22 protein-coding genes are annotated in these 23,843 nt (G+C 62.3%); 6 read left to right on the top strand and 16 right to left on the bottom strand.

Annotation, left to right across the window (positions count from 1 at the left end):
* Positions 1 to 43: 43 nt before the first annotated feature.
* From AC1DLO_RS16150 to AC1DLO_RS16140, 3 genes are all read right to left on the bottom strand, one after another.
* Entirely contained in the window at positions 44 to 3,118 is a 3,075-nt protein-coding gene (locus AC1DLO_RS16150; protein WP_476914525.1) for a S8 family serine peptidase, read from the bottom strand.
* 370 nt (positions 3,119 to 3,488) lie between these two features.
* The gene (locus AC1DLO_RS16145; protein WP_184741346.1) at positions 3,489 to 3,779 is read right to left on the bottom strand and encodes a DUF1540 domain-containing protein; all 291 of its coding nucleotides are present in this window, start codon (positions 3,777 to 3,779) and stop codon (positions 3,489 to 3,491) included.
* A gap of 145 nt (positions 3,780 to 3,924) precedes the next feature.
* Positions 3,925 to 4,110, bottom strand: a complete 186-nt coding sequence (locus AC1DLO_RS16140) for a hypothetical protein (RefSeq protein ID WP_184741347.1) — start codon at positions 4,108 to 4,110, stop codon at positions 3,925 to 3,927.
* Positions 4,111 to 4,450: 340 nt separating this feature from the next.
* Here AC1DLO_RS16140 and purS point away from each other — a divergent pair, with 340 nt between their 5' ends.
* The 3 genes from purS to purL are packed head-to-tail and all read left to right on the top strand — an operon-like array spanning position 4,451 to position 7,774.
* Positions 4,451 to 4,702, top strand: a complete 252-nt coding sequence (purS, locus tag AC1DLO_RS16135) for a phosphoribosylformylglycinamidine synthase subunit PurS (RefSeq protein WP_028265707.1) — start codon at positions 4,451 to 4,453, stop codon at positions 4,700 to 4,702.
* 1 nt (position 4,703) lies between these two features.
* The gene (gene purQ / locus AC1DLO_RS16130) at positions 4,704 to 5,459 is read left to right on the top strand and encodes a phosphoribosylformylglycinamidine synthase subunit PurQ (protein WP_476890556.1); all 756 of its coding nucleotides are present in this window, start codon (positions 4,704 to 4,706) and stop codon (positions 5,457 to 5,459) included.
* Entirely contained in the window at positions 5,456 to 7,774 is a 2,319-nt protein-coding gene (gene purL, locus AC1DLO_RS16125) for a phosphoribosylformylglycinamidine synthase subunit PurL (protein WP_476890555.1), read from the top strand. The genes purQ and purL overlap by 4 nt, the downstream gene beginning before the upstream one ends.
* Before the next feature lie 298 nt (positions 7,775 to 8,072).
* Here the strand turns inward: purL and AC1DLO_RS16120 are convergent, their stop codons facing one another.
* Complete coding sequence (locus AC1DLO_RS16120; RefSeq protein WP_184741350.1) at positions 8,073 to 8,366, bottom strand: DUF503 domain-containing protein; 294 nt, start codon at positions 8,364 to 8,366, stop codon at positions 8,073 to 8,075.
* An 81-nt stretch (positions 8,367 to 8,447) separates the two neighbouring features.
* Here AC1DLO_RS16120 and AC1DLO_RS16115 point away from each other — a divergent pair, with 81 nt between their 5' ends.
* On the top strand, positions 8,448 to 9,305 hold the full coding sequence (locus tag AC1DLO_RS16115; protein ID WP_476890554.1) for a DUF1206 domain-containing protein: 858 nt from the start codon (positions 8,448 to 8,450) through the stop codon (positions 9,303 to 9,305).
* Positions 9,306 to 9,405: 100 nt separating this feature from the next.
* On the opposite strand, the gene AC1DLO_RS16110 is transcribed toward AC1DLO_RS16115, so the two are convergent.
* The 10 genes from AC1DLO_RS16110 to AC1DLO_RS16065 form a co-directional block, all read right to left on the bottom strand.
* Positions 9,406 to 10,299, bottom strand: a complete 894-nt coding sequence (locus tag AC1DLO_RS16110; protein WP_184741352.1) for a carbohydrate ABC transporter permease — start codon at positions 10,297 to 10,299, stop codon at positions 9,406 to 9,408.
* Positions 10,299 to 11,312, bottom strand: coding sequence for a carbohydrate ABC transporter permease (locus tag AC1DLO_RS16105; RefSeq protein WP_476890553.1), 1,014 nt, complete (start codon positions 11,310 to 11,312; stop codon positions 10,299 to 10,301). Before AC1DLO_RS16105 ends, AC1DLO_RS16110 begins: the two co-directional genes overlap by 1 nt.
* A 5-nt stretch (positions 11,313 to 11,317) precedes the next feature.
* A complete protein-coding gene (gene ngcE, locus AC1DLO_RS16100; protein ID WP_476890552.1) occupies positions 11,318 to 12,727 on the bottom strand; it encodes an N-acetylglucosamine/diacetylchitobiose ABC transporter substrate-binding protein in 1,410 nt (469 codons plus the stop codon).
* A 210-nt stretch (positions 12,728 to 12,937) separates the two neighbouring features.
* Positions 12,938 to 13,567, bottom strand: a complete 630-nt coding sequence (locus AC1DLO_RS16095) for a tetratricopeptide repeat protein (protein WP_184741355.1) — start codon at positions 13,565 to 13,567, stop codon at positions 12,938 to 12,940.
* A gap of 82 nt (positions 13,568 to 13,649) precedes the next feature.
* The gene (locus tag AC1DLO_RS16090; protein WP_184741356.1) at positions 13,650 to 14,051 is read right to left on the bottom strand and encodes an MmcQ/YjbR family DNA-binding protein; all 402 of its coding nucleotides are present in this window, start codon (positions 14,049 to 14,051) and stop codon (positions 13,650 to 13,652) included.
* 26 nt (positions 14,052 to 14,077) lie between these two features.
* The gene (locus AC1DLO_RS16085) at positions 14,078 to 14,926 is read right to left on the bottom strand and encodes a polysaccharide deacetylase family protein (RefSeq protein WP_476890551.1); all 849 of its coding nucleotides are present in this window, start codon (positions 14,924 to 14,926) and stop codon (positions 14,078 to 14,080) included.
* A gap of 71 nt (positions 14,927 to 14,997) precedes the next feature.
* Entirely contained in the window at positions 14,998 to 15,420 is a 423-nt protein-coding gene (locus tag AC1DLO_RS16080; RefSeq protein WP_476914524.1) for a CoA-binding protein, read from the bottom strand.
* Positions 15,421 to 15,492: 72 nt separating this feature from the next.
* The gene (locus AC1DLO_RS16075; RefSeq protein WP_476890549.1) at positions 15,493 to 16,395 is read right to left on the bottom strand and encodes a hypothetical protein; all 903 of its coding nucleotides are present in this window, start codon (positions 16,393 to 16,395) and stop codon (positions 15,493 to 15,495) included.
* Complete coding sequence (locus AC1DLO_RS16070) at positions 16,392 to 16,946, bottom strand: RNA polymerase sigma factor (RefSeq protein ID WP_476890548.1); 555 nt, start codon at positions 16,944 to 16,946, stop codon at positions 16,392 to 16,394. Before AC1DLO_RS16070 ends, AC1DLO_RS16075 begins: the two co-directional genes overlap by 4 nt.
* 895 nt (positions 16,947 to 17,841) lie before the next feature.
* Entirely contained in the window at positions 17,842 to 19,131 is a 1,290-nt protein-coding gene (locus tag AC1DLO_RS16065; protein WP_184741361.1) for an adenylosuccinate synthase, read from the bottom strand.
* 442 nt (positions 19,132 to 19,573) lie between these two features.
* Here AC1DLO_RS16065 and AC1DLO_RS16060 point away from each other — a divergent pair, with 442 nt between their 5' ends.
* Both AC1DLO_RS16060 and AC1DLO_RS16055 read left to right on the top strand, forming a co-directional pair.
* Positions 19,574 to 21,271, top strand: coding sequence for a phospholipase C (locus tag AC1DLO_RS16060; RefSeq protein WP_476890547.1), 1,698 nt, complete (start codon positions 19,574 to 19,576; stop codon positions 21,269 to 21,271).
* Positions 21,272 to 21,527: 256 nt separating this feature from the next.
* Entirely contained in the window at positions 21,528 to 22,160 is a 633-nt protein-coding gene (locus tag AC1DLO_RS16055) for a uracil-DNA glycosylase family protein (RefSeq protein WP_476890546.1), read from the top strand.
* A 140-nt stretch (positions 22,161 to 22,300) separates the two neighbouring features.
* On the opposite strand, the gene AC1DLO_RS16050 is transcribed toward AC1DLO_RS16055, so the two are convergent.
* Positions 22,301 to 22,720: a DUF3151 domain-containing protein gene (locus AC1DLO_RS16050; RefSeq protein ID WP_184741364.1), complete on the bottom strand. Its 420-nt coding sequence runs from the start codon at positions 22,718 to 22,720 to the stop codon at positions 22,301 to 22,303.
* Positions 22,720 to 23,811, bottom strand: coding sequence for a class II fructose-bisphosphate aldolase (fbaA, locus tag AC1DLO_RS16045; RefSeq protein WP_476890545.1), 1,092 nt, complete (start codon positions 23,809 to 23,811; stop codon positions 22,720 to 22,722). The genes AC1DLO_RS16050 and fbaA overlap by 1 nt, the downstream gene beginning before the upstream one ends.
* Positions 23,812 to 23,843 lie beyond the last annotated feature (32 nt).

Genomic DNA, 23,843 nt, shown 5'->3' with positions numbered 1-23,843 from the left:
TTGCCTATCTATCAAGCAGATATGTCAGAGCATCATTGCCGCATCAACGGGCGTTATTCGACTGATCCTCGTCCTCATTCCGCAGCTTGCTCTTACCGTGCTCGCCCTCTTGATCATCCTTCGGCACCACGGATACGGTGCCATTCGCCGAGACCAGGAGGGACACGAAGGTGGGTGCGCTGGTGCCGGCAAACGTGAGCCGACCGATAAAGGAGCCAGGGGGCAGATTGCTCCAGGCAAAGGAGAGTTTCCCGGCCTTGCCGTTTCGCAGCTGGATCGGGTTAGGCGTGACCGTGGGCTTGCCCAGTTTCGCGTCGAGGATGGCGGCATCAACGGTGGCCTTGGTGGGCCGGTTGTTGGGGCTGGCATACAGGTTAGCGATGATGGTGTAATCCCCGGGCTCCGGGTTGTCGAGGGAGAGCGATTCACTGGCACTGGGTGTGGCAGCGGTCAGCAGCTGATGCGAGGGTGAAATCACATAGAGATCAAAATCCGCGGTGGGATCGGAGGAGATCACCGAGAACTTCGCGAATGGAGTTCCGGGGACAACCTTGGCGGTCTTGACGAAGTTTGAGGCGTCGCTTTGCATAGCCACAGGACCCGGAACAAGCTCCGCAGCCGAGGAAACGGCCTTCGAGAGCCCGTCAATGGTCACAGCCGTGGGTGAGTTGGTGCCGGAGATGATGTTGATGTCGGCGGAACCACTCGCTTGCTGGGACGTGAAGCCGACGCTCTTAGAGGCCAGCACCGACTGCGGACGGACCGCAATCGGAGAGACCACCGACTTGTTGGCGCCTTCCCACTTCAGCGAACCCATGGCGAATGTACCCAGGGCTGCACTCTTGTTTTCGAAGGTCACTTTGAAGGTCTTCTTCTGGCCGACCGAGTTGAAATTCAGCACGGACGGGGTCACCTTGACGTCAACGCCGGGGACATCGGCTGTCGCCCGGTACTGTCCCGGGGTCAGCGCGGTAACCGTGCGCGTGACCTCGATCTTGCCGGCCAGGTTTCCGAGGGCGAACGACGGAAGGTTCATGTCGCGCGGCAGGGTGGAACCAAGGCCCGGTATGCCGAGATCGACGCCGGTGCCCTGGATGAACTTCAGGTAGTCCTCGGTTCCGGCGTCGTAAACGAGTCCTGGATCCAGCACGCTGGCCGGGTTCATCTCTCCTGCGCCAGTAGCGAAGACATCCCGGTTCTTGGTTCCATCGGCCAGCTTGACGTCACTCGCCGTGGTCATCATGGCTGATTTGACTGCAGCCGGGGACCACGTGGGATTCTTCGCCAGGATCAAAGCTCCGAAACCTGCGATGTGCGGGGACGCCATGGACGTACCGGACATGAATCCGTACTCGTCACCCTTGCTGCCAATGGGCGAAACCCCGGCCAGGACAGCAACGCCGGGAGCCGAAACGTCCGGTTTGAGCAGATCCGAATCGGTGGCGAGGAGCGGGCCGCGGGAGGAGAATCCGGCGATCTGCGGCTGCGCCTCGAGCGGAAGCCCGGTGGTGTCGCGGTCAACCAGGGAAACAATAATTCCCGGGTTGGCCGCAACCTTGTCCTTGATGGCCTGCGAGGCCGGCGGATTCACGTGGACGGTGGGCACTGCGTGCTTGTCTGTGTCCAGCGATGAACTGGTGAGGTTCACGAGAATCATGCCCACACCGCCGCCACGGAGCACCTCGGCGCTCTTGGCGACGCGGTCAACCACGCCACGGTCACAGACCACTACCTTGCCCGCGATCTTCGCCGGGTCCAAGGATCCGGGTGCGCAAAGCGCGGCGTTACCGGTGCCTGAGGGAGCATTTGCGGAGAGCACGACGCCGGCCCCGCTCACCTGGTGGTTCATGATGCTGGCTCCGCGGAACTTGCTGCCGTCGGAGAATTCAACCGTTCCCTGCAGCTCCTGGGAGAAGGAAGAAGCGGCAACGGTGGTCATCCAGGGTGCGCCGTGGTTGACGGTGCTGGCTTGCGGCCCGGAGTTGCCTGCTGACGCGGCGACAAAGATGCCGGCCGAAGCGGCAGAGAGGAACGCCAGCGAGACGGGATCGGTGGTGGTGTCCGTAGCGCCGGAGATGGAGTAGTTGAGAACGTCCACGCCGTCTGCAATGGCCTGATCAATGGCGGCAATGGCCGCGGAGCTGTAGCAGCCTCCCGTGTTGGGGTCGGTGTCTTCCCAGCAGATCTTGTAGATGGAGAGCTTGGCAGCCGGTGCAATGCCGCTCGTCTTGCCAAAGCTGCGGCCGCCCACGAACGTCTCCACACCGGGATTGCCCGCGGCGGTGCTAGCCGTGTGCGTACCGTGGCTCACGACGTCGATGGGCGAGATCTGTTCCTGAAGTGCCCGTTGAGCTGGCGGAACCGTTTGCAGGAAGGCATCGGCGAAGTAGTGGGCGCTGAGCACCTTGGAATTGCAGGCGCTGCCGTCAAAGGCTGCTCCGGTGTCGGTGCCCTTCTGGCATTCGCCCACGAAGGTGTCTCCGTTGGCCTTCAGCATGGCGATCTTGCCGTCACTCGTGCGGTACGGGACCCCTACCTGGGGGTCCCCTACCAGTGGCTGGACGGGATCACCGGCGAAGAACTTGCTCGTGGGCGTGTAGCCCGTGTCGATCACACCGACCACCGTGCCCTTGCCGGCCTGGTCCTGGCCGCCGAACTGGGTATTCCACAGTCCGTCGGGTCCGCTGAGCTTGAGGAAATCCGTGGTGGAGTAGTCAGGAGCCGACTGGGTGTCCGGAGCTACAAGGAGGACCTGGGGGTCCTTCGCGAGATTGACAGCCTGGTTCGCGGAAAGGGTGGCGCTGAAGCCGTTGATGGCTGTGGTGTAGTCGCGATTGATACTCACGTTCTGCTGCTTGGCCACTTCCTGCTGCTTCTGCTGCAAGTGGGCCTGATACTGCTTCACTTCGGCCTTGCCGACGTCGAGCTTCTTGCCCGCTTGCGGTTTGGTGGCCACATAACCGGGCGTTCCGCCGTCGTAAGTGGCTGCTGGCTTCTCTGCCAGCACCACGACGTAACGGCCATCCTGATAAGACGTGGGGTCCACATTCCGGGCAACCGCTAATCCGGCGGTGGTTGATCCGGAAGCGGGAGTGGCTTGAGCGGGTGTCAACGCCACGGAGGAGAGCAGAACCGGTAATCCGACGGCTAACGCCGCAGCTTTTCGAAGCCCCCCGCTTCCAATGAAGCTCTTTCCTTGTGAATTCACGAGTGATTGCACCTTTCCGGGCGATCGTGGTGGTCATGTCAAGATCAATCAACTGTGGGTGGACACCGATTGACAGTTCTTGTAATCAGGTAAAGTCCAGCCGATTCATAGAGTACAGAGCGATAGCCGAATATGACATAGGACACATTTCGCGTCTTTTGTCATGTCATTTGGCATCAGAATACATCTGCACACAGCAGCGGGCACGCCCCTGTCGGGAGGGACGTGCCCGCTGTGCGGATATTCAGATAAAAATGACGAAGGCGGCGTGGAGGAAGCCTCAGGCGTGTTCGTAAGTCAAGCAATCAGCCGCCTCGGCACCGGGGCCGATCCGGACGTCGTGGGCCTCGCACATGAGGTTGTTGTTGTGGGTGCATTCCGAGCGCTGGCAGGCACCAACGTGCGCCAAGACCTTGGGGAGTCCTCCCATGAGCGTAGTGTCAATGAAGGTGGCACAGGATGCGTGGTCCGCGGTTCCGCCAATCGTGATCCCGAAGGCGGTACAGCCATGATGGTTGAAGCCGCAGCTGCCAACGCTGCATGCGGACACTTCGGCGACGTGTTCGGTCATTGATCCTCCTGCTTGGATGCGGAAATTCCTTGACAGCAATTCCAAGCTACTCCCGAATACACGCCTTGAACCCGGAAGATTAGCGCATTTCTGCGTACCCTATTGCGCCCTATTGCGCCGGTGTCTTGTCAGCGGACCGGCCGCGCTAAGACGGGATCCCCCGCAGGGCGTCGCTGATTCTGGCCCTTGTTGAAGCATCCGGCGGGACCGAAATGCGGTTTTCCCGGGCAGCCCGGTCTGCCATGATCCTTTGGAAAACCATCCTCCCCAGGCCGGCAAACACAGCGGCAAGGACCACGGGTAAAACCATCGACTTAGCGTTCTCGGCCATGCGGCAATCCTAATGACGCAAACCACCCCCGGCCAGAGCCGCCGTCGTTCAGTGCCCGGAGCCACCGTCGGGCATTGACAAACCCCCGACGACGGCGGGCCGCCGCCGCCAATTGGCGCGGCCCGCGGGGCCTCTTCACCGATCTCCCGCAAATAGGGTATGTGGCTATTTGGCCGGTAGAATGGGCATGCAAGCTCGCGGAGCGCCCCCCTTATTCCGTAAGACACTGCATCCAACACTGTCGTGAACTCTGTTGGATGCGGTTGCGGCGTGAGACGGCACCACTCCGCGGCAGCCTTTAACCAAGGTTTAACCAACGCTCACGCACAGGAGTTACCGGATGCCCCGGATCGTCGTCGACGTCATGCCCAAGCCCGAGATTCTGGACCCGCAGGGGAAGGCCATCGTGGGCGCGCTGCCACGCCTCGGCTTCACCAGCTTTAGCGCAGTCCGCCAGGGCAAGCGCTTCGAACTGACCGTCGATGGCGAGGTGACCGACGCCATCCTCGCCCAGGCCCGCGAAGCCGCCGAGACCCTCCTGTCCAACCCGGTGATCGAAGACGTCGTCAACGTCGAGGTCGTCGAGGCCTGACATGACTGAACTTCCTTTGATCGGCGGAGCCCCTGTGGCCGTCGAACCCCAATTGAGCGGGGCCAAGATCGGCGTCGTCACCTTCCCCGGAACGCTCGACGACCGCGACGCCGCCCGTGCGGTACGCATGGCAGGTGGCACCGCCGTCGCACTATGGCATGCCGACACTCACCTGGCCGACGTGGACGCTGTCGTCATCCCGGGCGGTTTCTCCTACGGTGACTACCTGCGCGCCGGCGCGATTTCGCGCTTCGCGCCGCTCATGTCCCGCATCATCGATGCTGCCAACAGCGACGCCAAGCTGCCCGTGTTGGGTATTTGCAATGGCTTCCAGATCCTGACCGAGTCGCACCTGCTCCCCGGCTCCATGATCAAGAACGACCACTTGAAGTTCTTGTGCCGCGACCAGGTGCTGCGCGTGGAGAACAACACCACCTTCTGGACCTCGGACTACGAGGCCGGCCAGGAAATCACGGTTCCGCTGAAGAACCAGGACGGCCAGTACATCGCCGACGAGAAGACCCTGGACGCCCTTGAGGCCGAGGGCCGCGTGGTGTTCCGCTACGTCGGTTGGAATCCGAACGGCTCGCGCCGCGACATCGCCGGCATCAGCAACGCCGCCGGCAACGTGGTAGGCCTCATGCCGCACCCGGAGCACGCGGTAGAGCCCGGATTCGGTCCGGAGTCCAACGCCGGCACGGATGGCTTGGGCTTCTTCACCTCCGTCCTGAACAAGATCGTGGGAGGCGCACAGTGACTACCTCTGCTGAAACCGTCGGCAAGAAGTTCAACATCGACACCGTCGAGAACGCAGCCAAGACCCCGGACACCGAGCTCCCCTGGGCCGAACTCGGCCTGAAGGAGAACGAGTTCGACGAGGTCGTGAAGGTCCTGGGCCGCCGCCCCACCGGCGCCGAGCTCGCCATGTACTCCGTCATGTGGAGCGAGCACTGCTCCTACAAGTCCTCGAAGAACCACCTGCGCCAGTTCGGCGAAAAGGTGACCGAGGAGATGAAGAAGGACATGCTGGTGGGCATCGGCGAAAACGCCGGCGTCACCAACCTGGGCGACGGCTGGGCCGTGACGTTCAAGATCGAGTCCCACAACTCGCCGTCGTTCGTGGAGCCCTACCAGGGTGCCGCAACCGGTATTGGCGGCATTGTCCGCGACATCATCTCCATGGGCGCTCGCCCGGTGGCCGTGATGGATCCGCTGCGTTTCGGTGCGATCGACCACCCGGACACGGCCCGCGTCATGCACGGCGCCGTGGCCGGCATCGGTGGCTACGGCAACTCGCTTGGCCTGCCGAACATCGGCGGCGAAATGGTGTTCGACTCCGTGTACCAGGGCAACCCGCTGGTCAACGCACTGGCAGTCGGCGTCATGCGCCACGAGGACATCCGCCTGGCCAACGCCTCCGGCAAGGGCAACAAGGTTGTCTTGTTCGGTGCGCGCACCGGTGGCGACGGCATTGGCGGCGCCTCGGTGCTGGCTTCGGAGTCCTTCGATGACACCAAGCCTTCCAAGCGCCCCGCTGTCCAGGTTGGCGACCCGTTCGCAGAAAAGGTGCTCATCGAATGCTGCCTGGAACTCTTCAAGGGTTCGCTGGTTGAGGGTATCCAGGACCTCGGCGCCGCGGGCATCTCCTGCGCAACGTCTGAACTCGCTTCCAACGGCGACGGCGGCATGCAGGTTGAACTGACCTCCGTGCTGCTGCGCGACCCCACACTGACCCCGGGCGAAATCCTGATGTCCGAGTCGCAGGAACGCATGATGGCCGTTGTCACGCCCGAGAACATTGCCGCTTTCGAAGCGGTCATGGACAAGTGGGCGGTGGAATACTCCTGGCTGGGCGAGGTGACCGATACCGGCCGCCTGATCATCACGTGGGAAGGCGAAGTCATTGTCGACGTCGACCCGCGCACCGTTGCCCACGACGGTCCGGTCTACGACCGCCCGTTCGCACGCCCCTCGTGGCAGGATTCCGTGCAGGCCGATACCTTCACGGGTTCCGTGCAAGACGCCGGCCGTCCATCGACCTCCGGGGAACTGGCCGCCGCCATCACAGAGCTTATTGCTTCGCCGAACATGTGCAGCAAGGCCTGGATCACCAAGCAGTACGACCGCTACGTCGGCGGCAACACCGCCATGGCGTTCCCGGACGACGCCGGAGTGGTCCGCGTGGACGAGGAAACCGGCCTTGGCGTGGCCCTGGCCACCGACGCCAACGGCCGCTACACCTACCTCGATCCGTACCACGGCGCGCAGCTGGCACTGGCCGAGGCGTACCGCAACGTCGCCACCTCCGGCGCGGTCCCGATGGCTGTCAGCGACTGCCTGAACTTCGGCTCCCCCGAGGACCCCGACGTCATGTGGCAACTGGCCGAGGCCATTCGTGGCCTGTCCGACGCATGCATGGAGCTCGGTGTCCCGGTCACTGGCGGCAACGTCTCGCTGTACAACCAGACAGGTACCGTCCCGATCCACCCCTCGCCGGTGGTGGCAGTGCTGGGCAAGCTCGACGACGTCGCGCGCCGCACCCCGTCGGGCTGGAAGGAAGACGGCCAGGCCATCTACCTGCTAGGCACCACGGCTGCGGAGCTGGACGGTTCGGAGTGGTCCAACCTGCGCGGACACCTCGGTGGTTTGCCGCCGAAGGTTGACCTGTCCATCGAGCGCCAGCTGGGCGAAATCCTCATCAACGCTTCGCGGGATGGCATGATCGACGCCGCACACGACCTCTCCGAGGGCGGCCTCGCTGCCGCACTGGTGGAGTCCTCACTGCGTTACGGCGTCGGCGCCCGGATTGCGCTGGAGGAACTCGTGGAGCGCGACGGCGTGGACCTGTTCACGGCGCTGTTCTCCGAGTCACAGGGCCGGGCAATCGTGTCCGTTCCGCGCTCCGAGGAAGTCCGCTTCAAGGACATGTGCACCGCCCGCGGCTTCGCCCACCTCCGGATCGGCGTCGTCGACGCTGCCGGCGGCAAGCTAGAGATCAACGGCGTGGACGAGCTGTCCCTGGACGCTCTTAACGAAGCCCACGAGGCCACCCTGCCGAAGTACTTCGGCTAGCCTCACCGGTTCCACTTTCGATTGCTCCCTACCGCCCCCGGCGGCGGGGAGCAATCGTTTTTAACCACGCTCCTGCAGATATCGGGAGTTTGGAGGCGACGCACGCTCACATATACGCGCCTTCCGAGCAACGCTCGCTCACTTTTGGCGCCATTGGCGGACGCTCCTGCCGATAGAACGCCGCTGGCCGAGCGCTCCTGCAGTTCATGATCTGCAGGAGCGTCCGCCGTTTGCCCCACACAGGTGAGCGAGCGTTCCGCCAGAACCCCACATAAGTGAGCGAGGATCGACGGTTGGGTCAGTCCTCGCTATGGAGGTCCCGGCGTCGGGCACTCAGCAGCTCCAGTTCCGGGCGGGCGGCAACAAAGCGTTCGACGGCGTCGAGCACCTCCACGAGGTGCGCCCGGTCCGGGGCCACCGCCGCTGCACCAATGAGGGCTCGTCGATGCTGGTCCAGGTGCCCGGTCTCGGCCGCCGAGACCTCGAAGCGCCGCTTCAGCTCGGCGATGAGCGGACGCACGAGGGAGCGTTTCTCCTTCAAGCTGAATACCTCGCCGAGGAGGATGTCGAACTCGATCCAAGCGATCCACATGCGCCCATGGTATCGACCAGCCGCCCTCCCTCCCTTCCGGAGGCTCACGGTGGCAAGATAAAGGCAGGCCGAAGGAGATCCGTGGGCAAAGACGATGATGCGAACAAGGCTGGCAACGCGGTGTCCCGGGGCGCCGATTCGGTGGGGGACGCCGTCCACGAAGCCAAGGATTCACCGGCCGTCCGGGCAGTGGCACGGGCAGGCTTCGTCGCCATAGGGCTGATCCACCTCCTCATCGGGGTCATCGCCTTGCGGATTGCGTTCGGCGAATCGGGGCAGGCCGACAAGAGCGGAGCGGTCGCCCAGATGGCTGCCACGCCTGGCGGCGTCGTCCTCCTGTGGGCGTGCCTGGTGGCGTGCGGAGTCTTGGCTCTCTACATGGCGAGCGACGCGGTCATGGGGTGGAGCGGACGGAAAGCTCCCAAGAAGTTGCAAAAGAGGCTCAAGGCGGCCGGGCAGGCGGTCGTCTTCGCTGCGGCCGCGGTAACATTCGGCAGTTTCGCGGTGGGCCGTCCAAGCAGTAGCAGCGAGAAATCCCGGACAATCAGCGCAGACCTCATGTCCAGCACCCCGGGCACTGTCCTCCTTGTGATCGTCGGGGCCGCGTTGCTGGCTGCTGCGGGTACCTATATCTTCTTGGGGATCACACGCAGGTATGAAAAGAACCTGCGCGAAAGACCGTCCGGGGTCCCGGGAGACGCGTTCACGGTGCTGGGCGTGTTCGGCTATTGCGCGAAAGGAGTCGCGCTCGGCGCCGTCGGGCTGCTCATCCTGATCGCCACGATGGCGCACGACCCATCCCAACAAGGCGGCCTCGACGCGGCGCTCAAGGCCTTCCTGAAACAACCCTTCGGCGGATGGGTGCTGGCGGGTGTGGGCCTCGGGCTCGTGGCCTACGGGATCTTCTCCCTGCTCCGTTCCCGTTACCAGCGGCTCTGATGGCGCCCCGCGCCTAGAGGCGCCACCGCTGGGGAAACCACGACGGCGGTCCCCACCAAAGGTGAGAACCGCCGTCGGGCGCCTATTTAGCTTGGTCGTGCTACTTGGACGTACCCTGCGACACGGAGCCTTGAAGCTGACGCTGGAAGATGACGTAGACGATCAGCACGGGAACCACGGTAACCGTGACAGCAGCGAACAAAGCGCCGAAGTCCACTGCATAGCCCATCTGGCCTGCGAAGGCAGCAAGCCCTTGGGACAGAACGCGCGGTCCGGCTGCGTTGATCGCCACCGGAATCAGGAACTGGTTCCACAAGCCCAGGAAGTTGAAGATGGCCACGGAAGCGAGACCTGGCTTGGCCATCGGCAACATGACCTGGAAGAACGTCCGCCACTCCCCCGCTCCGTCCAAGGAAGCCGCCTCACCGATTTCGAAGGGCAAGGATTTGAAGAAGGAGAAAAGGAAGAACACTGTGAAGGGCAAAGCGAAGCCGACGTACACAAGAATGAGGCCCGGCAAGGTATTGAGCAGGCCGAGGTTCTTCATGATGAAGAACAGCGGGACCATGGCCAAGAAGATCGGGAAGGTCAGCCCGGCCAACATGAGGTAGTAGATGGCCCTGCTGCCCGGGAAGGTGTAGCGCGCCAGGACGTAGGCGCACATGGCGCCCAGTACCATGACGATCACCAAGGCAGACCCCACCACAATGACCGAGTTCAGGAAGTAGCTTCCAATGCCGGCTTCGGACCAGGCTCGGAGGTAGTTGTCGAATCGCCACTGCGAGGGCAAGGCGAACGGAGAGGCGAAGATCTCGCTCGACGTCTTGAAGGAAGACATGAAAGTCCAGAGCAAGGGCAGGATCACAATGAGCGACCAGATGGTGAGCGCTGTGTGCGAAACTGCACCCACCACTTTGTCGCTGGTGGTGGTGGCCGACTTGCTCGGGTTGAAATGCAGCGAGGTGCGCTGCTCCGAGGCGAGTTTGCTAGTCATTAGTTGGACACATCCTTGTCGCCGCCAGTGAGCCTGTTCACCAGGAACACGATGCCCGAGAAGATCAGGGTGGCTATGGCCAGCACAACGCCCATGGCGCTAGCCAGGCCGAACTGGCTCTTGGTGAAAGCAGTAAAGAAGAGCTGCTGGGCCATCACCAGGGTGGAGTTGTCCGGACCACCGCCGGGATTCAGCGCAGCCATGTAGACAAAGGCGTCCAGGGCCAGAATGCCCATGTAGATGTAGGCGGTCTGGATGTTGTCGCGGATCAGCGGGATAGTGATGGACACGGCGGTACGGAAACGCCCTGCGCCGTCAATCCTCGCCGCTTCGAAGGTTTCGGCCGGAATGCCTTTGATGCCTGCGACGAACAGCACCATGTAGAAGCCGACGAAACCCCACACGATCACGAACATCGTGGCAATCATGGCGGTGCTCTTGTCACCCAGCCAGGCATAGGACTTGAACTGGTCAAGCCCCAAGGAGGTCAGCATGCCATTCAACAGACCGCCGGAAGGATCGTAGATCTGGCCCCACATGATGCCGATGGCAATTGCCGGGATCGTGTACGGGAAGAAGGACACAACCCGATAGAAGCTAGAGTTGCGCAAACCCTTGATTTGCCCCTTGCTGCTCCCGCCCACGGTCACCAGGGTCGCCAGCACCAGGCTGAGGATGATGGTGATGATCGGCAGGAAGATCACCAGGAGGATGTTGTTGCCCAAGGCCTTCATGAAGATGTCGTCCGTGAAGATCTTGCGATAGTTCTCTAGGCCGATGAAGTTCATCTTGGACGAGAACCCGGACCAGTCGGTCATGGAGTAGTAGAACGCCTGTGCGAAGGGCGAAATCACAAACACAATGTAGATGGCCAGCGGAAGGCCAAGGAACACTCCAAAGAAGCTGACCTTGTCCCACGTCAGGGGCTTGCGCCTCCGCCTGACCACCGGTGGAGCACTTTCCGGAACGACGGCGGTGAGGCCGACGTCGTTCCGGCTCGTTCGGGTTTTCACTGGAGTCACTTCACTTCAATCTTCGTCACCGAACTGTCGTTGCGGACCTTGTCGGTGATCTTCTGCAGGGCCGACGTCAGGGTGGCGACGTCGGACTTTCCGTCCAGGAAGGTGTTCCAGACAACCAACTGGTCCTTGTTCATCCCGTAGAGGTCAACAAAGTTCCACGTGAAGATGTTCGATCCGGCCGCGTTGAGAAGGGTGGTCTGGGAAACCAGGGCAGTGGAGCCGAAGCCATCGGCGGGAACAGTGTCCTTGACGATGGTGGGGGCGAGCTTGGTCTTGGCAAAGTTGGTGGCAGCATCCTTGGAGAGCATGACACGCAGCAATTCCTTGCCGCCAGCAACGTTCTTGCCCTGGGAAGGAACAATGAAGGGCTCGCCGGAAGCGCTGTGCATTGCCTCGTAAGGAAGTTTGGATCCCGAGGTCACGGTGGGAATCGGAACGCCGGTCATCTTGAATCCGGACTTGGTCTGGTCCTTCATCTCGTTTTCGATCCACGAGCCGGACGGGTAGAACACGGCTTCCTGGGCGTTGCTCCACTGTGCCTGTGCTGCCGTGAACTGCGTACCCGAGCCACCTGGCTTGAAGTGGCCCGCCTTGACGATCTTGTCCAAGGCCGTGAAGACGCTCTGGATGGCCGGGTGGGACCAGGCGTCCGCCTTCAGGTTTTCAAGGCCGAGGCGAACGTCGTGGCCGCCTTCCTTGATGGCGGAAGCAATCGCCATTTCCTGGTAGTAAGTGGCTGCTTCTTTGCCCCAGACGAACAGGTACTTGCCTTTCGCCTTCGCTTGCTCGCCGAGGGCGTACATGTCGTCCCAGGTCTTCGGCACGGTCCAACCATTGTCCTTGAGGAATGAATCCGAGTACCACATGGCGTAAACGGTCAGCACGTAGTTCAAGGCGGCCAGCTTGCCGTTGAAAGTACCCGGGGCGAGCACGCCGCCGTAGAGGGTGTCCTTGATGACCTTGCCCTCGAGGTTCTTGGCATTAATAACGCTTGTGAGGTCTTCAAGCTGCGGCAGGATGGCACTGAAGCCGATTGCCTTGGCACCGGAGTTGTCGATCAAGTCCGGCGGGTTGCCTCCAACGAATCGCGGCTGAAGTTCCTGCGCGATATCCGTGGAGGGAGCGATCTTGGCGGTGGAACCCGAATGTGCGCTTTCGAAGGCCTTGCCCGCGAAGTCGACGTAGTCGATTCCGTAACCGCCCTTGAAGATCACCGCGTCAACGGTGGACTTGTCTGCCATACCGAATGGGTTGGCATCTGAAACGGTCCCCGTAGGACCGGTGGATCCTCCGCCGCCACCGGCTGCGCAGGAGGCCACCGAGCCGGCCAACGGCACAAGCACGGCCGCGGCAAGCGCGCCGCGGAGGAAACCACGACGTGCAAAGGACTGCTGCTGAACGTTCATCCTAAAACCCTCCAGAGACTCGTAGTACCGAACTCTGACGGCGCCTCGGCCGGCAGTCGATCGGTCCGGGCACCGCCGCTGCGACGCGCCCTTCGTGTGACATACTTCACCACGAATGATTGAAAAGCAATATTTGAGGGCAGTTTCAATCAACTTTTGTCAAAATGTGATCTGACGAGGCTGCCGCTCCGAAGGGGTCATTCGGCCTGTTTAGCCCCGTAAATTCAAGGATTTTGCACACTCAGCAACGGCCTCGCGGGCCAATCGCCGCTGTTGCTCGGTTCCTACCCGCTCAGCCCACTGCTCCGCGAGCTGGAACTCCACCATTGCCTCGGTGCGGCGACCGTCGTCGTACATCGCCCATCCGAGGTTGTTGTGCAGGGAAACCATCCACCGTTTGGTGCGGGGATGCTCGACGGCGGAGGCGTACTCGAGCGCACTGCGCGTCCATGATTCCTGGTGTCCGGAGTCCGCAATAGCGAGCATGTGAAGCGCGTCGACGGCGAGGAAATCTTCGCCTAAGAGGTCCGCCAATTCGGCCGCCTGCTCAAAGAGCGGAACCGCCATGGCCGGGTGGCCCGCGGAGTTGAGCAAGCGCCCACGTTCCAGGAGAATCCGCACCGCAAGGGTCGGCTCCTCTTCGGCGTCGATCCCGTCCAGGAGGGCATCCGCCTCCTCGAAGCGGCCCTGCAAACCGATGGCCCGGCCCAATTGGGTGGCGAGCTCGGCCCGTTCAAAAGCATCGTAGGCAGGATCCTCCATGGCTTCGCGAAAGCGGGCTTCCGACAGCGCGGGGTCCTCAAAAGCCCACAGCTCATCGAGGGTCTCTTGTTCAAGCATCTGGCTCCTCCTGATTGCTTCGGGGCGTTGGAAGGTGCGGTGCAATGACAATCTAGCCGAAGCAGTGGACAGGGTCCGCGTGTCACTCCTTCGCGAGGCGAGCCCAGCCCAACTGTTCCTGCTGCTTGCGGCTCAATGACGAAACTACTAAGTCATAGGAGTCCTCCACCATGTCCCGGACCATGGTGTCCGGCAGTGCGCCGTCCAGCCGCACGCCATTCCAGTGCGTCTTGTTCATATGCCAGGCGCCAGTGATTTCCGGATGGGCCGCCCGCAATTGCACAGCCAGGGCAGGATCACATTTGAGGCTCACCGCCAGGTTATGGTCGTCCATGGCGGAGGCCGCGAACATTTTGCCCTCCTGCTTGGCTCCCCCGGACACGGCGGAACGGACTTTGAAAACTGACGTTTCCGGGCCGAAGGGAAAGTCCTCAAAAACCCCGGGGAAGCCCAGGCAGATTCGGCGAAGGGTAGCAGCATCCATGCACTGAGACTAACGGAGACCCAGCCTCACGCAACGCCCAGGAAGTCCTCCAGGAGCACCACTTCCAGTCCGGCGGCGAGTTGCGCGGAACGGAATGCCGCAAAATCGGCCGCGAATTCGGGGCGGAAGTGCATCAGGACGATGTCGCCGGGACGTAGCGAATTTCCGTATTGGTAGTCCATGCGCCCGGCATTTGCCTTGACCTCCCAGGTAATGATCGCTTTCAGGCCCGCGGCAGCCACTGCCTGCCTCATGGTGGTGGAGTAGGCACCCCCAGGTGGCCTGAACAGGGTGGGCCTGCGGCCGTACTGCTGGACGGCAAAATCCTGCATGCCCGCGATGTCATCCAATTGCCGCTGGTAACCCCACTGTGTGGCCATGTTGACGTTGTGGCTCACCGTATGGTTTTCGACCAAGCTCCCCTGCGCCATGAACGCCTTGAAGAACCCGGGGTTGTCGCGGACCGTGTTGCTCGTCAGGAACAGTGTGGCCGGGTAGTCATTCTCCGCGAGGAGGCGGACGCTTTCCGGGGACTTGACCACTCCGTCATCGATCGTCAGGAACACCACGGGATGTTTGGTGGGGATTTTGGTGATCACAGGAGCCAGCCCGCCTTGGATAGGCGGCAGGGCAAAGTCAGGGACAAAGGAGCGCCGGAGCCGCTTGGGGGGCCCCGGGCTAGGCGTGGGGCCCGATGCGATGCTTGGCGATCCCGACGACGACGGCGCGGCGCCCGCACTGCCGGGAGCCGCCGTCGGGCTTTCTCCGGACAGGTTTCCGGGAGCAGCGCAAGCTCCGAGCCCTGCCACGAGGGATGCCCCGAGGAGGCCGAGCGCAGTACGTCGGCTGGCAGTGGAGGGATGGTCGTCGCACATTGGGTTCCCTGGTTTCGAATTCGGGTGATTGCCCCCGGAGTGTAACAGCGGCCGGTTAACAGAAGGCGCCACTAGTTGTCGCTTCGCCAGCCCATCTGCGCCGGGCAAGCGTTCATCACGACGTCCAGGCCCGCCTTCTTAGCCCGCTCCGCCGCATCCTCGTCAATCACGCCGAGCTGGAGCCACACTGCTTTCGCTCCCACCGCAATCGCTTCGTCCACCACGCCGCCAACGCGCGAGGAATTCACAAAGCAGTCGACGACGTCGATGGGCTGTTCGAGGGGCACATCGGCCAGGAACTTGTAGCCGGTTTCACCGTGGACGTCTTCGCCTTTTTGGTTGATCGGGACGATCTCCATGCCCATGGTGTCGCGAATGTAGAGAGYCACTTCGAACGCGGAGCGCCACTCATTCGTGCTGAGTCCCACGATTGCCCAGCGGCCCTTTGTTCGCATAAGCCGGTCGATGACTGCCGGATCGTTGACATGTGCCATACCCCCAGCCTACTACCGTGGTTTCGCGGGTCACTTGGCCGAATTATTGACTGGGATTCGCGCCAGGCGGTGTTAGCGGGCCAGTCCGAAGAGCCAGCGCAGGGACGCTCCTTGGGACTTTCCCGAGGGGTCGGCCTTGCTGTCCTGGAGGACCTGTAGCAGTCCATCCTGGAACTCCTTGCTGCTCCATTTCGGCAAGGTGTCCGTTGCCTGCTTGAGTACGCCTTGGGAATCTGTCTTGGGCTCGGTGTGCGCCGTCTTCGGTACCCCGGGCTGCCCCACTGTCCCCTGCTTTGGTGAATCCTTCATTTCCGCGGGATCCGTGGGCGACGGCACCACGTCCGGCGAAGGCTCAACCGCAGGCGGTGCGGCTGCTTCGGAGACAGGCGCGATGACCGGTTCCGGTGCTACGGCAGGAGCAGGCAGATCGACAGGCGCCGGGTGGGTGGTGACCTTCGGGGAATCGCCGGCCGGGGCTGGAGGTACCAGCGACGGCGGAGCAGTGGTCCAGCCCGGCGCCCAGTCGGAGATCAGCGACTGCATGAAATCGGGAGTCCCCTTGCTAAATCCGGAACTCGAGGCCGCAACGCCCCCGATGCCCAAGCCCATGGCGGTCAGGACAGCGGCACCAATGACGGCAGGGCGGTGTTTGCGCAGCTGACGACGCTTGCCGAGCTCATCGAGGGGATATTCTTCCGCAGGGTCGGCAGTGGCCGCCCCGCTTCCGGTCGCCCCGCTTCCGGTCGCCCCGCTTCCGGCCGCCAGGCCAACTCCGGCAACGGGGCCAACTCCCACGGCGGTACCGGCCAGGAGCGCAGCAAGCGCCTGGCCGGGGACCGGCGCGGGCATGGACGCGAACGATTCCAGTGCTTTCAAGGAGTCCGTGAGCGCGGGATCGTCCGCCAGTCCAGCCTCAAGCATGAGCTCATGGATGATCGCGTCGCGGTCAATGTCCTTGCAATCCCAACGCATCATGGGGCCACGTATTCCTTTACTACCGAGTGCTCGCGGAGTGCATTCAACGCCCGGCGCTGCAGTTGCTTGACCGCGCCTTGGCTTTTCCCCATGATTTCGGCGGCCTGTTCCACTGTCAGACCAGCAATGATCCGAAGTGACAGGACTTCCCGCTGGTCTTCCCGAAGGAGGCCCAGCAGGCCCATGACTTCCCGGGGCGAAACACGGTCCATCGCTTCGGCCTCCGCCGAACTCGACTGGCGCGTGTCACGCTCAGGTTCAAACTCGTGGTGCTCCGGGGCCCTGCTTTGCCGACGATGGTCATCCACCATCCGGGCGTGGGCTACCGAAAATACAAATGTCCGCAGACCACTGACGCCGCCGGTGATGGTCTCAACACGCGGCAGGACAGCAAGAAAGACGTCCTGGGTGACAGCTTCCGGATCCGAGACGCCTTTTGCTGTCAGGTAGCCGAGCACCTGGCCCGCGAAGGCTTGGTACACTGCACTGAACAGTTCAGCTTCCCGGCCCTGCAGGGCGCGCAAGGCTGCATCGGTCAAGACGTCGGTCACAGAAGCGTGGCTTTCGTTGGGGAGCAAATGTCCGGATTGAAACGAGATCCTTGTTGCCGCCGAAATGCCGCACGGCCGGACAACCTCACCTAGCTTAACCGCTGCTCCCATGAAGCCCAAGGACCGGCTTTCCGTTCCGGAGGCTCGCCTCTCCCGGACTGTGTACATCCACGAAACCCTTCAGACATGAAAAGGGCCGAGCTGAAACCTGATGGGGGACAAATTTCAGCTCGGCCTTTCAAAGAGGTAATCGTCGGGGCACCCCAAAGGGTTACGCGTATTCCAAAAGTTTTTTCCGAGCCCGTTTTTGGCATTGATCAAGGCCTAAGGTTGGGTGGAACCCAACTTTGCTCCACCCATATCAACGACGTGCCCAGTACCTTTGGAGTGTCGGTTGCCCATTGTTAAGTCAGCATGCTCGCGAGGCGCACGCACTGTGACCCTGATCGTGTCCATATGTCTTGCAGGGACGCTCCTCAGCTGCGGTCGGAACGATCAAAACGCACTCGGCCCATACCCGGATTCCACCCCGACCAGCACGAACGCCGGGATGCCCATCGAGACCGGCCCCGAGGATGGTTCGCCAATTCTGCCTTGGACCCTGAATCGAATCGATGATACGGAAAATCGGGTGTACTTAACAACCTCAAATTTCGAGTGCAGCGCTCCCAACCGGGCAAGAATCGCCGAAACCGCAGAGACCATCACGATCACCATCCTTGGCACACCCAACAAGGGTCCTTGCACTCAACAGCTGAACACCCTCATCACGTTTGTCCAGTTCAAGTCATCGATCGGAAGCAGGAAGATATTGGGTTCCAAATAGCTTCAACGCACGACGGCGAGCCGCCCCCTGAAAGGGCGACCCGCCGTCGTCGTGATTTGGCTTTGGTGTCTAATCCTCGATCAGATCGTGCACCACGATCGTCTGGTCCCGGTCCGGCCCGACGCCGATCGCGGAGAAGCGCGTGCCGGAGAGCTTCTCAAGGGCCAGCACATAATTGCGTGCGTTCTCGGGGAGGTCTTCCAGGGTCTTGGCGCCGGTGATGTCCTCGGTCCAACCGTCGAAGTACTCGAAGATCGGCACGGCGTGGTGGAACTCGGTCTGGGTCATGGGCATTTCGTCGTGGCGGACGCCGTCGACGTCGTAGGCTACGCAGACCGGGATCTGCTCGATGCCCGTCAAAACGTCCAGCTTGGTGACGAAGTAGTCCGTAAAGCCGTTGACGCGGGATGCGTGGCGGGCCAGGACAGCGTCGTACCAACCGCAGCGGCGGGGGCGGCCGGTGTTGACGCCGAACTCGCCGCCGGTCTTCTGCAGGTACATGCCCATTTCGTCGAAGAGCTCCGTGGGGAACGGACCGGCGCCGACCCGGGTGGTGTAAGCCTTGATGATGCCGATGGAGCGCGAGATGCGGGTGGGTCCGATGCCCGAGCCAACAGACGCACCGCCGGCAGTCGGGTTGGAAGACGTCACGAACGGGTAAGTGCCGTGGTCGACGTCCAGGAACGTGGCCTGGCCGCCTTCCATGAGGACCACCTTGCCCTCGTCCAGTGCATTGTTGAGGACCAGGGTGCTGTCAATCACCAGCGGCCGCAGGCGCTCAGCGTAAGACAGGAAGTACTCCACGATCTCGTCCACCACCACGTTGCGGCGGTTGTAGACCTTGACCAGGAGTTCGTTCTTTTGGCGCAGGGACCCTTCCACCTTCTGGCGGAGGATCGATTCGTCGAAGACATCCTGGACGCGGATACCCAGGCGGGCCACCTTGTCCATGTAGGCCGGGCCAATGCCCCGCCCTGTGGTGCCGATGGCGCGGCTGCCGAGGAAGCGCTCCGTGACCTTGTCCAACACCTGGTGGTACGGCGCTACGAGGTGGGCATTCGCCGAGACGCGCAAACGGGACGTGTCGGCGCCGCGGGCTTCCAGGCCGTCAATCTCCTGGAACAGCGCTTCAAGGTTCACCACGCAGCCGTTGCCGATGATCGGAATCGCGTTCGGGCTCAGAATGCCGGCAGGAAGGAGCTTGAGCTCATACTTCTCACCGCCCACCACAACGGTGTGCCCGGCGTTGTTGCCGCCGTTGGGCTTGACCACGTAGTCAACGCGGCCACCGAGCAGGTCGGTTGCTTTGCCTTTGCCTTCGTCGCCCCATTGGGCTCCGACGATCACGATAGCTGGCATGGGATCCTCCCCCATTCTTTCGGGCCGGTCCTGGCGGGGTCACCAAGGCTCAGCGCCGTACATGAGAACGCCCCGAATCTTTCGGCCCTGCCCGCAGACTTTCGCAAAAGTTCACCGGCGGGATCAGCAAGAGTTCCGGGGCTCTTACCAGCCAAGTTTAGCCGATGCGGCTCTTGGACCTGTTGTCACACGGTCGGAGCGGACATCAAAACAGGCACGGCGCCCTCGAAGTTCCCTGTGAGCAGAATGTGAACTCTTCCCAAACAGTCCGCTTTGAGCCTCCAAAACGGCCCTCGAGCTCCAAGCGAGCGGCTACATTCTTTGTGAATCCTCACCCCCAACACACCCAACTGACTCGCATTTGTTGTCGTTATGAGCCCTCTAAACGACAACAAATGCGAGCTAGTTGGGCGGGCACTTCCATGAATCTGAAGGGAAATCCATGAATTTTCGCAACAAGCGACTCTTGTCAACGGCAGGAGTGAGCGCACTCGCAGCATCCACGATCGCTGCCGGCATGATCGGGTTCGGCATGACGCCCGCCTCGGCCTCGTCCAATGACGACCCTAAAGGAACCGCGACGCCCATCAAGCACGTTGTGGTGATTTTCGGCGAGAACGTCTCCTTCGACCACTACTTCGCGACGTACCCCCAGGCCGCAAACACCGCGGGCGAAACCCAGCAAGGCAGTGGCGCAGCGGCTCCGACGTTCACGGCGGCCAAGAACACCCCCAAGAACATCGCCACCCTCGCCCACGACAAGTTGCTGGCACCTAACAACCCCAACTCGGCCCAGCCCCAGCGGCTGACGCCAGGCCAGGCAATCACCTGCGACCAGGACCACGAGTACACCGCGGAGCAGAAGGCCTACAACGGTGGCCTGATGAACAAGTTCGTCGAGAACACCAGCATGGATACCTGCTCGGGTGGCCAGTTCGGCCGCCCTGGGCTCACCATGGACTACTACGACGGCAACACGGTCACAGGAATCTGGAACTACGCCCAGAACTTCGCCATGAGCGATTCCCACTTCAGCACCGTCTTCGGCCCGTCCAGCCCCGGCGCGCTCAACCTGGTGTCCGGCCAAACCCACGGCGTCACGGAGTTCACCGCGGACGGACAGCCGGTCAAGCCCGCAAGCAGCGACTATACGGTCAAGTTCCCTGACGCCAACGGCGTAGGCACCATGACGGAGGACCCGGATCCGGTCTACGACGACTGCTCCAACAAGAGCCACGCGAGCAAGAACAACCTCGCCGGCATGCAGGGCAAGAACATCGGTGACCTGCTGAACGACAAGGGAGTCAGCTGGGGCTGGTTCCAGGGCGGCTTTGCACCGACGACGGCGGCGACGGCCACCACTCCGGCGGCCTGCATGGCCACCCACACCAACATTGCAGCCGCCACGGTGACGGACTACAACCCGCACCACCAGCCGTTCCAGTACTACAAGTCCACGTCCAACCCACACCACCTTGCTCCCGCCAGCGTGGACGAGATCGGGCACAACGGACAGGCGAACCACCAGTACGACACCAAGGACTTCGCCAAGGTGGTCAACTCCGACAACATGCCTGCAGTGTCCTTCCTCAAGGCGGGAAACTACCAGGACGGCCACGCTGGCTACTCCGATCCCCTGGACGAGCAGAAGTTCATCACGCAGCAGGTGAACGCCATCCAAAACTCGAAGAACTGGGAAAACACCGCCGTCATCCTTGCCTACGATGACTCGGACGGCTGGTATGACCACGTTGCCGCCGCGGTGAAGAACTCCTCGAACACCACTGACGACGCTGCGTGGTGCCTCAACGCATACAACAAGGGTGTGCCTACGGCCGGAGGCTATGCCGACCGTTGCGGCCCCGGCCCCCGCCAGCCGCTTGTGGTGATCTCCCCCTTCGCCAAGAAGAACTTCGTTGACCACACCCAGACGGACCAGGCTTCCATCCTTCGCTTCATCGAGGACAACTGGCGCACGGGCCAGATTGGCGACTCGTCGGCAGACGCCAAAGCCGGATCCATCAACGCGATGTTCAACTTTGACAACGGGCGGGACGTCAAACTCATCCTGAATGAATCGAACGGTACGGTAGTTTCCCGCACCAAGGAAAACGACGACCAGAACGACAACAAGCAGTAACAGGCGTTTCGAAAACGGCACCGTCTCGAGCTCATCGAGGCGGTGCCGTTTCAGTTAACCCGGCCGCGGCCAAACGGTCGCCGCCGCTTGCCGCCGTCGAGAGTCCCACCACAGAAGTCCCGATTCACCCCACAGCTCACCGCCGTTCCGGTAGAGTTAACCAGCCCCCAACACAGCACCCAACCCCGACCGGTCGCGGCCAACCGTTCCCGGCCGGATAAGTGCGCCTCGCTACCCGTAGGAGACCAAAGCCCATATGCAAGACCTGGCGACTGATTCACTCGAAGAGCAGCTCTGGAACCGACGTTTCGAACCCCACATCGCCGAGGTCACGGGGCTTTGCGATTCCCTCAAAGAACAGAAGCCGGGCAGCGAAGTCCTCTACGTGGACCCCGCCCACAGCGTTGACGAATGCCGCATCATCAGCCTATTCTCCAACACCCGCACCACGGAGGGCTCGGGCTTCATTGTCCCGGGTGACGCAGATGCCACCACCCGCATGGTGGGCATGCAGTGGCAGTTGGGGCTGCGTCCGGAACTCATGATGCCGTGGAACGTGTACCCGTGGATCGAACCGGACGGAGAGCCGGGCAAGCTGACTCCCGCCAACATCACCGAAGGCCTCAAGCCGCTCCTGCGTTTGCTCGCGATCGTGCCGCGCACCTCCGTGCTGGTAGCCCACGGCAATGAAGCCCACCGCTTGGCAGACCAGCTCATGAAGGCCGCCCCGCAGAGCATCCACCGCCGCGGCTTCAAGACGTTCAAGGTCCGCTCCCTGGGTGGACGCTCTTTCGCGGGCTCCCCTACGCGCCAGCAGGAGTACCTGGACCTCATCCATGGCGCTTACGCCGAGGCAATGGCCCGGACCGGCCTCACGCCAGTTTCCTAGGACCTGCCCAACTAACTCGCATTTGTTGTCGTTATGACGCCTCATAACGACATTTACTGCGAGTCAGTTGGGCGGGGAAAGCGCGACGGCGGCCGCCCCACCTTACGTGGGCGGCCGCCGTCGGCGTCTTCTCAGCTTTTCTAGCCTTCGATCGCTGCCTTCGCAGCAGGATCGGAGTCGTTCAGGAACTTCTCGATCCGCTCCGGTTCCTCGGCTTCGCCAATGGCAGCGGATGCCCGGCCGAGGGAGTACAGAGCGCGCAGGAATCCTCTGTTGGGCTCGTGCTCCCACGGGATGGGCCCGACGCCGCGCCAACCGTTGCGGCGCAGCGAATCCAGTCCACGGTGGTAACCCACACGCGAATACGCGTACGAATCGATGGTTCGTCCTTCAGCCCAGGCTTCCTCGGCCAGGATCGCCCACAGCAACGAAGACGTGGGGTACTTGGCTACGAGGTCCAGGGCCTCCTGCCCCAACGCAAGGTGCTGGTACACCTCGGTCTCGGGAGGGAGGAGCGTCGGCTCCGGGCCCATCAGGTTCTTGCGGAATTCGTCGGACATTAGAAGGTCTTGCCGACCGAACCGAGCTGCTTGGCGGCTTCCACGATCCGGGCAGCCATGCCGGCCTCGGCGGAGGCTCCCCAGACGCGGGGGTCGTAGGTCTTCTTGTTGCCCATTTCGCCGTCGACCTTCAGGACGCCGTCGTAGTTCGAGAACATGTGACCGGCAACCGGGCGGGTGAACGCGTATTGGGTGTCGGTGTCGATGTTCATCTTGATGACACCGTAGGAAACAGCATCCGCGATTTCCTGCTCGGTGGAGCCGGAGCCGCCGTGGAAGACGAGGTCGAACGGGTTAGTCTTGCCGATCTTCGCACCGACCTCGGCCTGGATCTGCTTGAGCAGTTCGGGGCGGAGCTTGACGTTGCCCGGCTTGTACACGCCGTGGACGTTGCCGAAGGTCAGGGCCGTCAGGTAGCGGCCGTTCTCGCCGGCGCCGAGGGCCTCGATGGTGGCGAGGGCGTCTGCAGTGGTGGTGTACAGCTTCTCGTTGATCTCGTTCTCGACGCCGTCTTCCTCGCCGCCAACCGTGCCGATTTCAACCTCGAGGATGATCTTGGCGGCAGCTGCGCGCTCCAAGAGTTCGCGACCGATCCGCAGGTTCTCGGACAGGGTCTCGTGCGAGCCGTCCCACATGTGCGAGTTGAAGATGGGGTCCTTGCCGGCCTTGACGGCTTCCTCGGAAGCAGCCAGCAGCGGAAGCACGAAGTCCGCGAGCTTGTCCTGCGGGCAGTGGTCCGTGTGCAGGGCGATGTTCACGTTGTAGTTCTTGGCGACCTCGCGGGCGAAAGCCGCGAAGCCCAGGGAGCCGGCAACCATGTCCTTGACGGATGCGCCGGACCAGTAGGCCGCACCACCGGTGGAGACCTGGATGATGCCGTCCGATTCGGCCTCGGCAAAGCCGCGGATGGCGGCGTTCAGGGTCTGCGACGAGGTGACGTTCACTGCCGGGAACGCATATCCACCGGCCTTCGCGCGGTCGATCATCTCGGAGTAAATCTCTGGGGTTGCGATGGGCATGCTGACTCCTATGCTGATTTTCGTCTGTGGGTTTTGTTGACCCTGGAGTAGACCTATACGGCTAGACACCATCCTAGCGACTGAAGAATCCGGCACCGTGTTTC

It is taken from the genome of Arthrobacter sp. 01T419 (genome assembly GCF_056398865.1).
This window is presented reverse-complemented; position numbering and strand designations above follow the sequence as displayed.

Excerpts from the sequence above, each read along its gene's own strand:
- AC1DLO_RS16145 (WP_184741346.1), bottom strand. The coding sequence starts at position 3,779 with ATGACCGAACACGTCGCCGAAGTGTCCGCATGCAGCGTTGGCAGCTGC.
- AC1DLO_RS16140 (WP_184741347.1), bottom strand. The coding sequence starts at position 4,110 with ATGGCCGAGAACGCTAAGTCGATGGTTTTACCCGTGGTCCTTGCCGCT.
- purS (WP_028265707.1), top strand. The coding sequence starts at position 4,451 with ATGCCCCGGATCGTCGTCGACGTCATGCCCAAGCCCGAGATTCTGGAC.
- purQ (WP_476890556.1), top strand. The coding sequence starts at position 4,704 with ATGACTGAACTTCCTTTGATCGGCGGAGCCCCTGTGGCCGTCGAACCC.
- AC1DLO_RS16120 (WP_184741350.1), bottom strand. The coding sequence starts at position 8,366 with ATGTGGATCGCTTGGATCGAGTTCGACATCCTCCTCGGCGAGGTATTC.
- AC1DLO_RS16110 (WP_184741352.1), bottom strand. The coding sequence starts at position 10,299 with ATGACTAGCAAACTCGCCTCGGAGCAGCGCACCTCGCTGCATTTCAAC.
- ngcE (WP_476890552.1), bottom strand. The coding sequence starts at position 12,727 with ATGAACGTTCAGCAGCAGTCCTTTGCACGTCGTGGTTTCCTCCGCGGC.
- AC1DLO_RS16095 (WP_184741355.1), bottom strand. The coding sequence starts at position 13,567 with ATGCTTGAACAAGAGACCCTCGATGAGCTGTGGGCTTTTGAGGACCCC.
- AC1DLO_RS16090 (WP_184741356.1), bottom strand. The coding sequence starts at position 14,051 with ATGGATGCTGCTACCCTTCGCCGAATCTGCCTGGGCTTCCCCGGGGTT.
- AC1DLO_RS16085 (WP_476890551.1), bottom strand. The coding sequence starts at position 14,926 with ATGTGCGACGACCATCCCTCCACTGCCAGCCGACGTACTGCGCTCGGC.
- AC1DLO_RS16075 (WP_476890549.1), bottom strand. The coding sequence starts at position 16,395 with ATGATGCGTTGGGATTGCAAGGACATTGACCGCGACGCGATCATCCAT.
- AC1DLO_RS16065 (WP_184741361.1), bottom strand. The coding sequence starts at position 19,131 with ATGCCAGCTATCGTGATCGTCGGAGCCCAATGGGGCGACGAAGGCAAA.
- AC1DLO_RS16060 (WP_476890547.1), top strand. The coding sequence starts at position 19,574 with ATGAATTTTCGCAACAAGCGACTCTTGTCAACGGCAGGAGTGAGCGCA.
- AC1DLO_RS16055 (WP_476890546.1), top strand. The coding sequence starts at position 21,528 with ATGCAAGACCTGGCGACTGATTCACTCGAAGAGCAGCTCTGGAACCGA.
- AC1DLO_RS16050 (WP_184741364.1), bottom strand. The coding sequence starts at position 22,720 with ATGTCCGACGAATTCCGCAAGAACCTGATGGGCCCGGAGCCGACGCTC.
- fbaA (WP_476890545.1), bottom strand. The coding sequence starts at position 23,811 with ATGGTGTCTAGCCGTATAGGTCTACTCCAGGGTCAACAAAACCCACAG.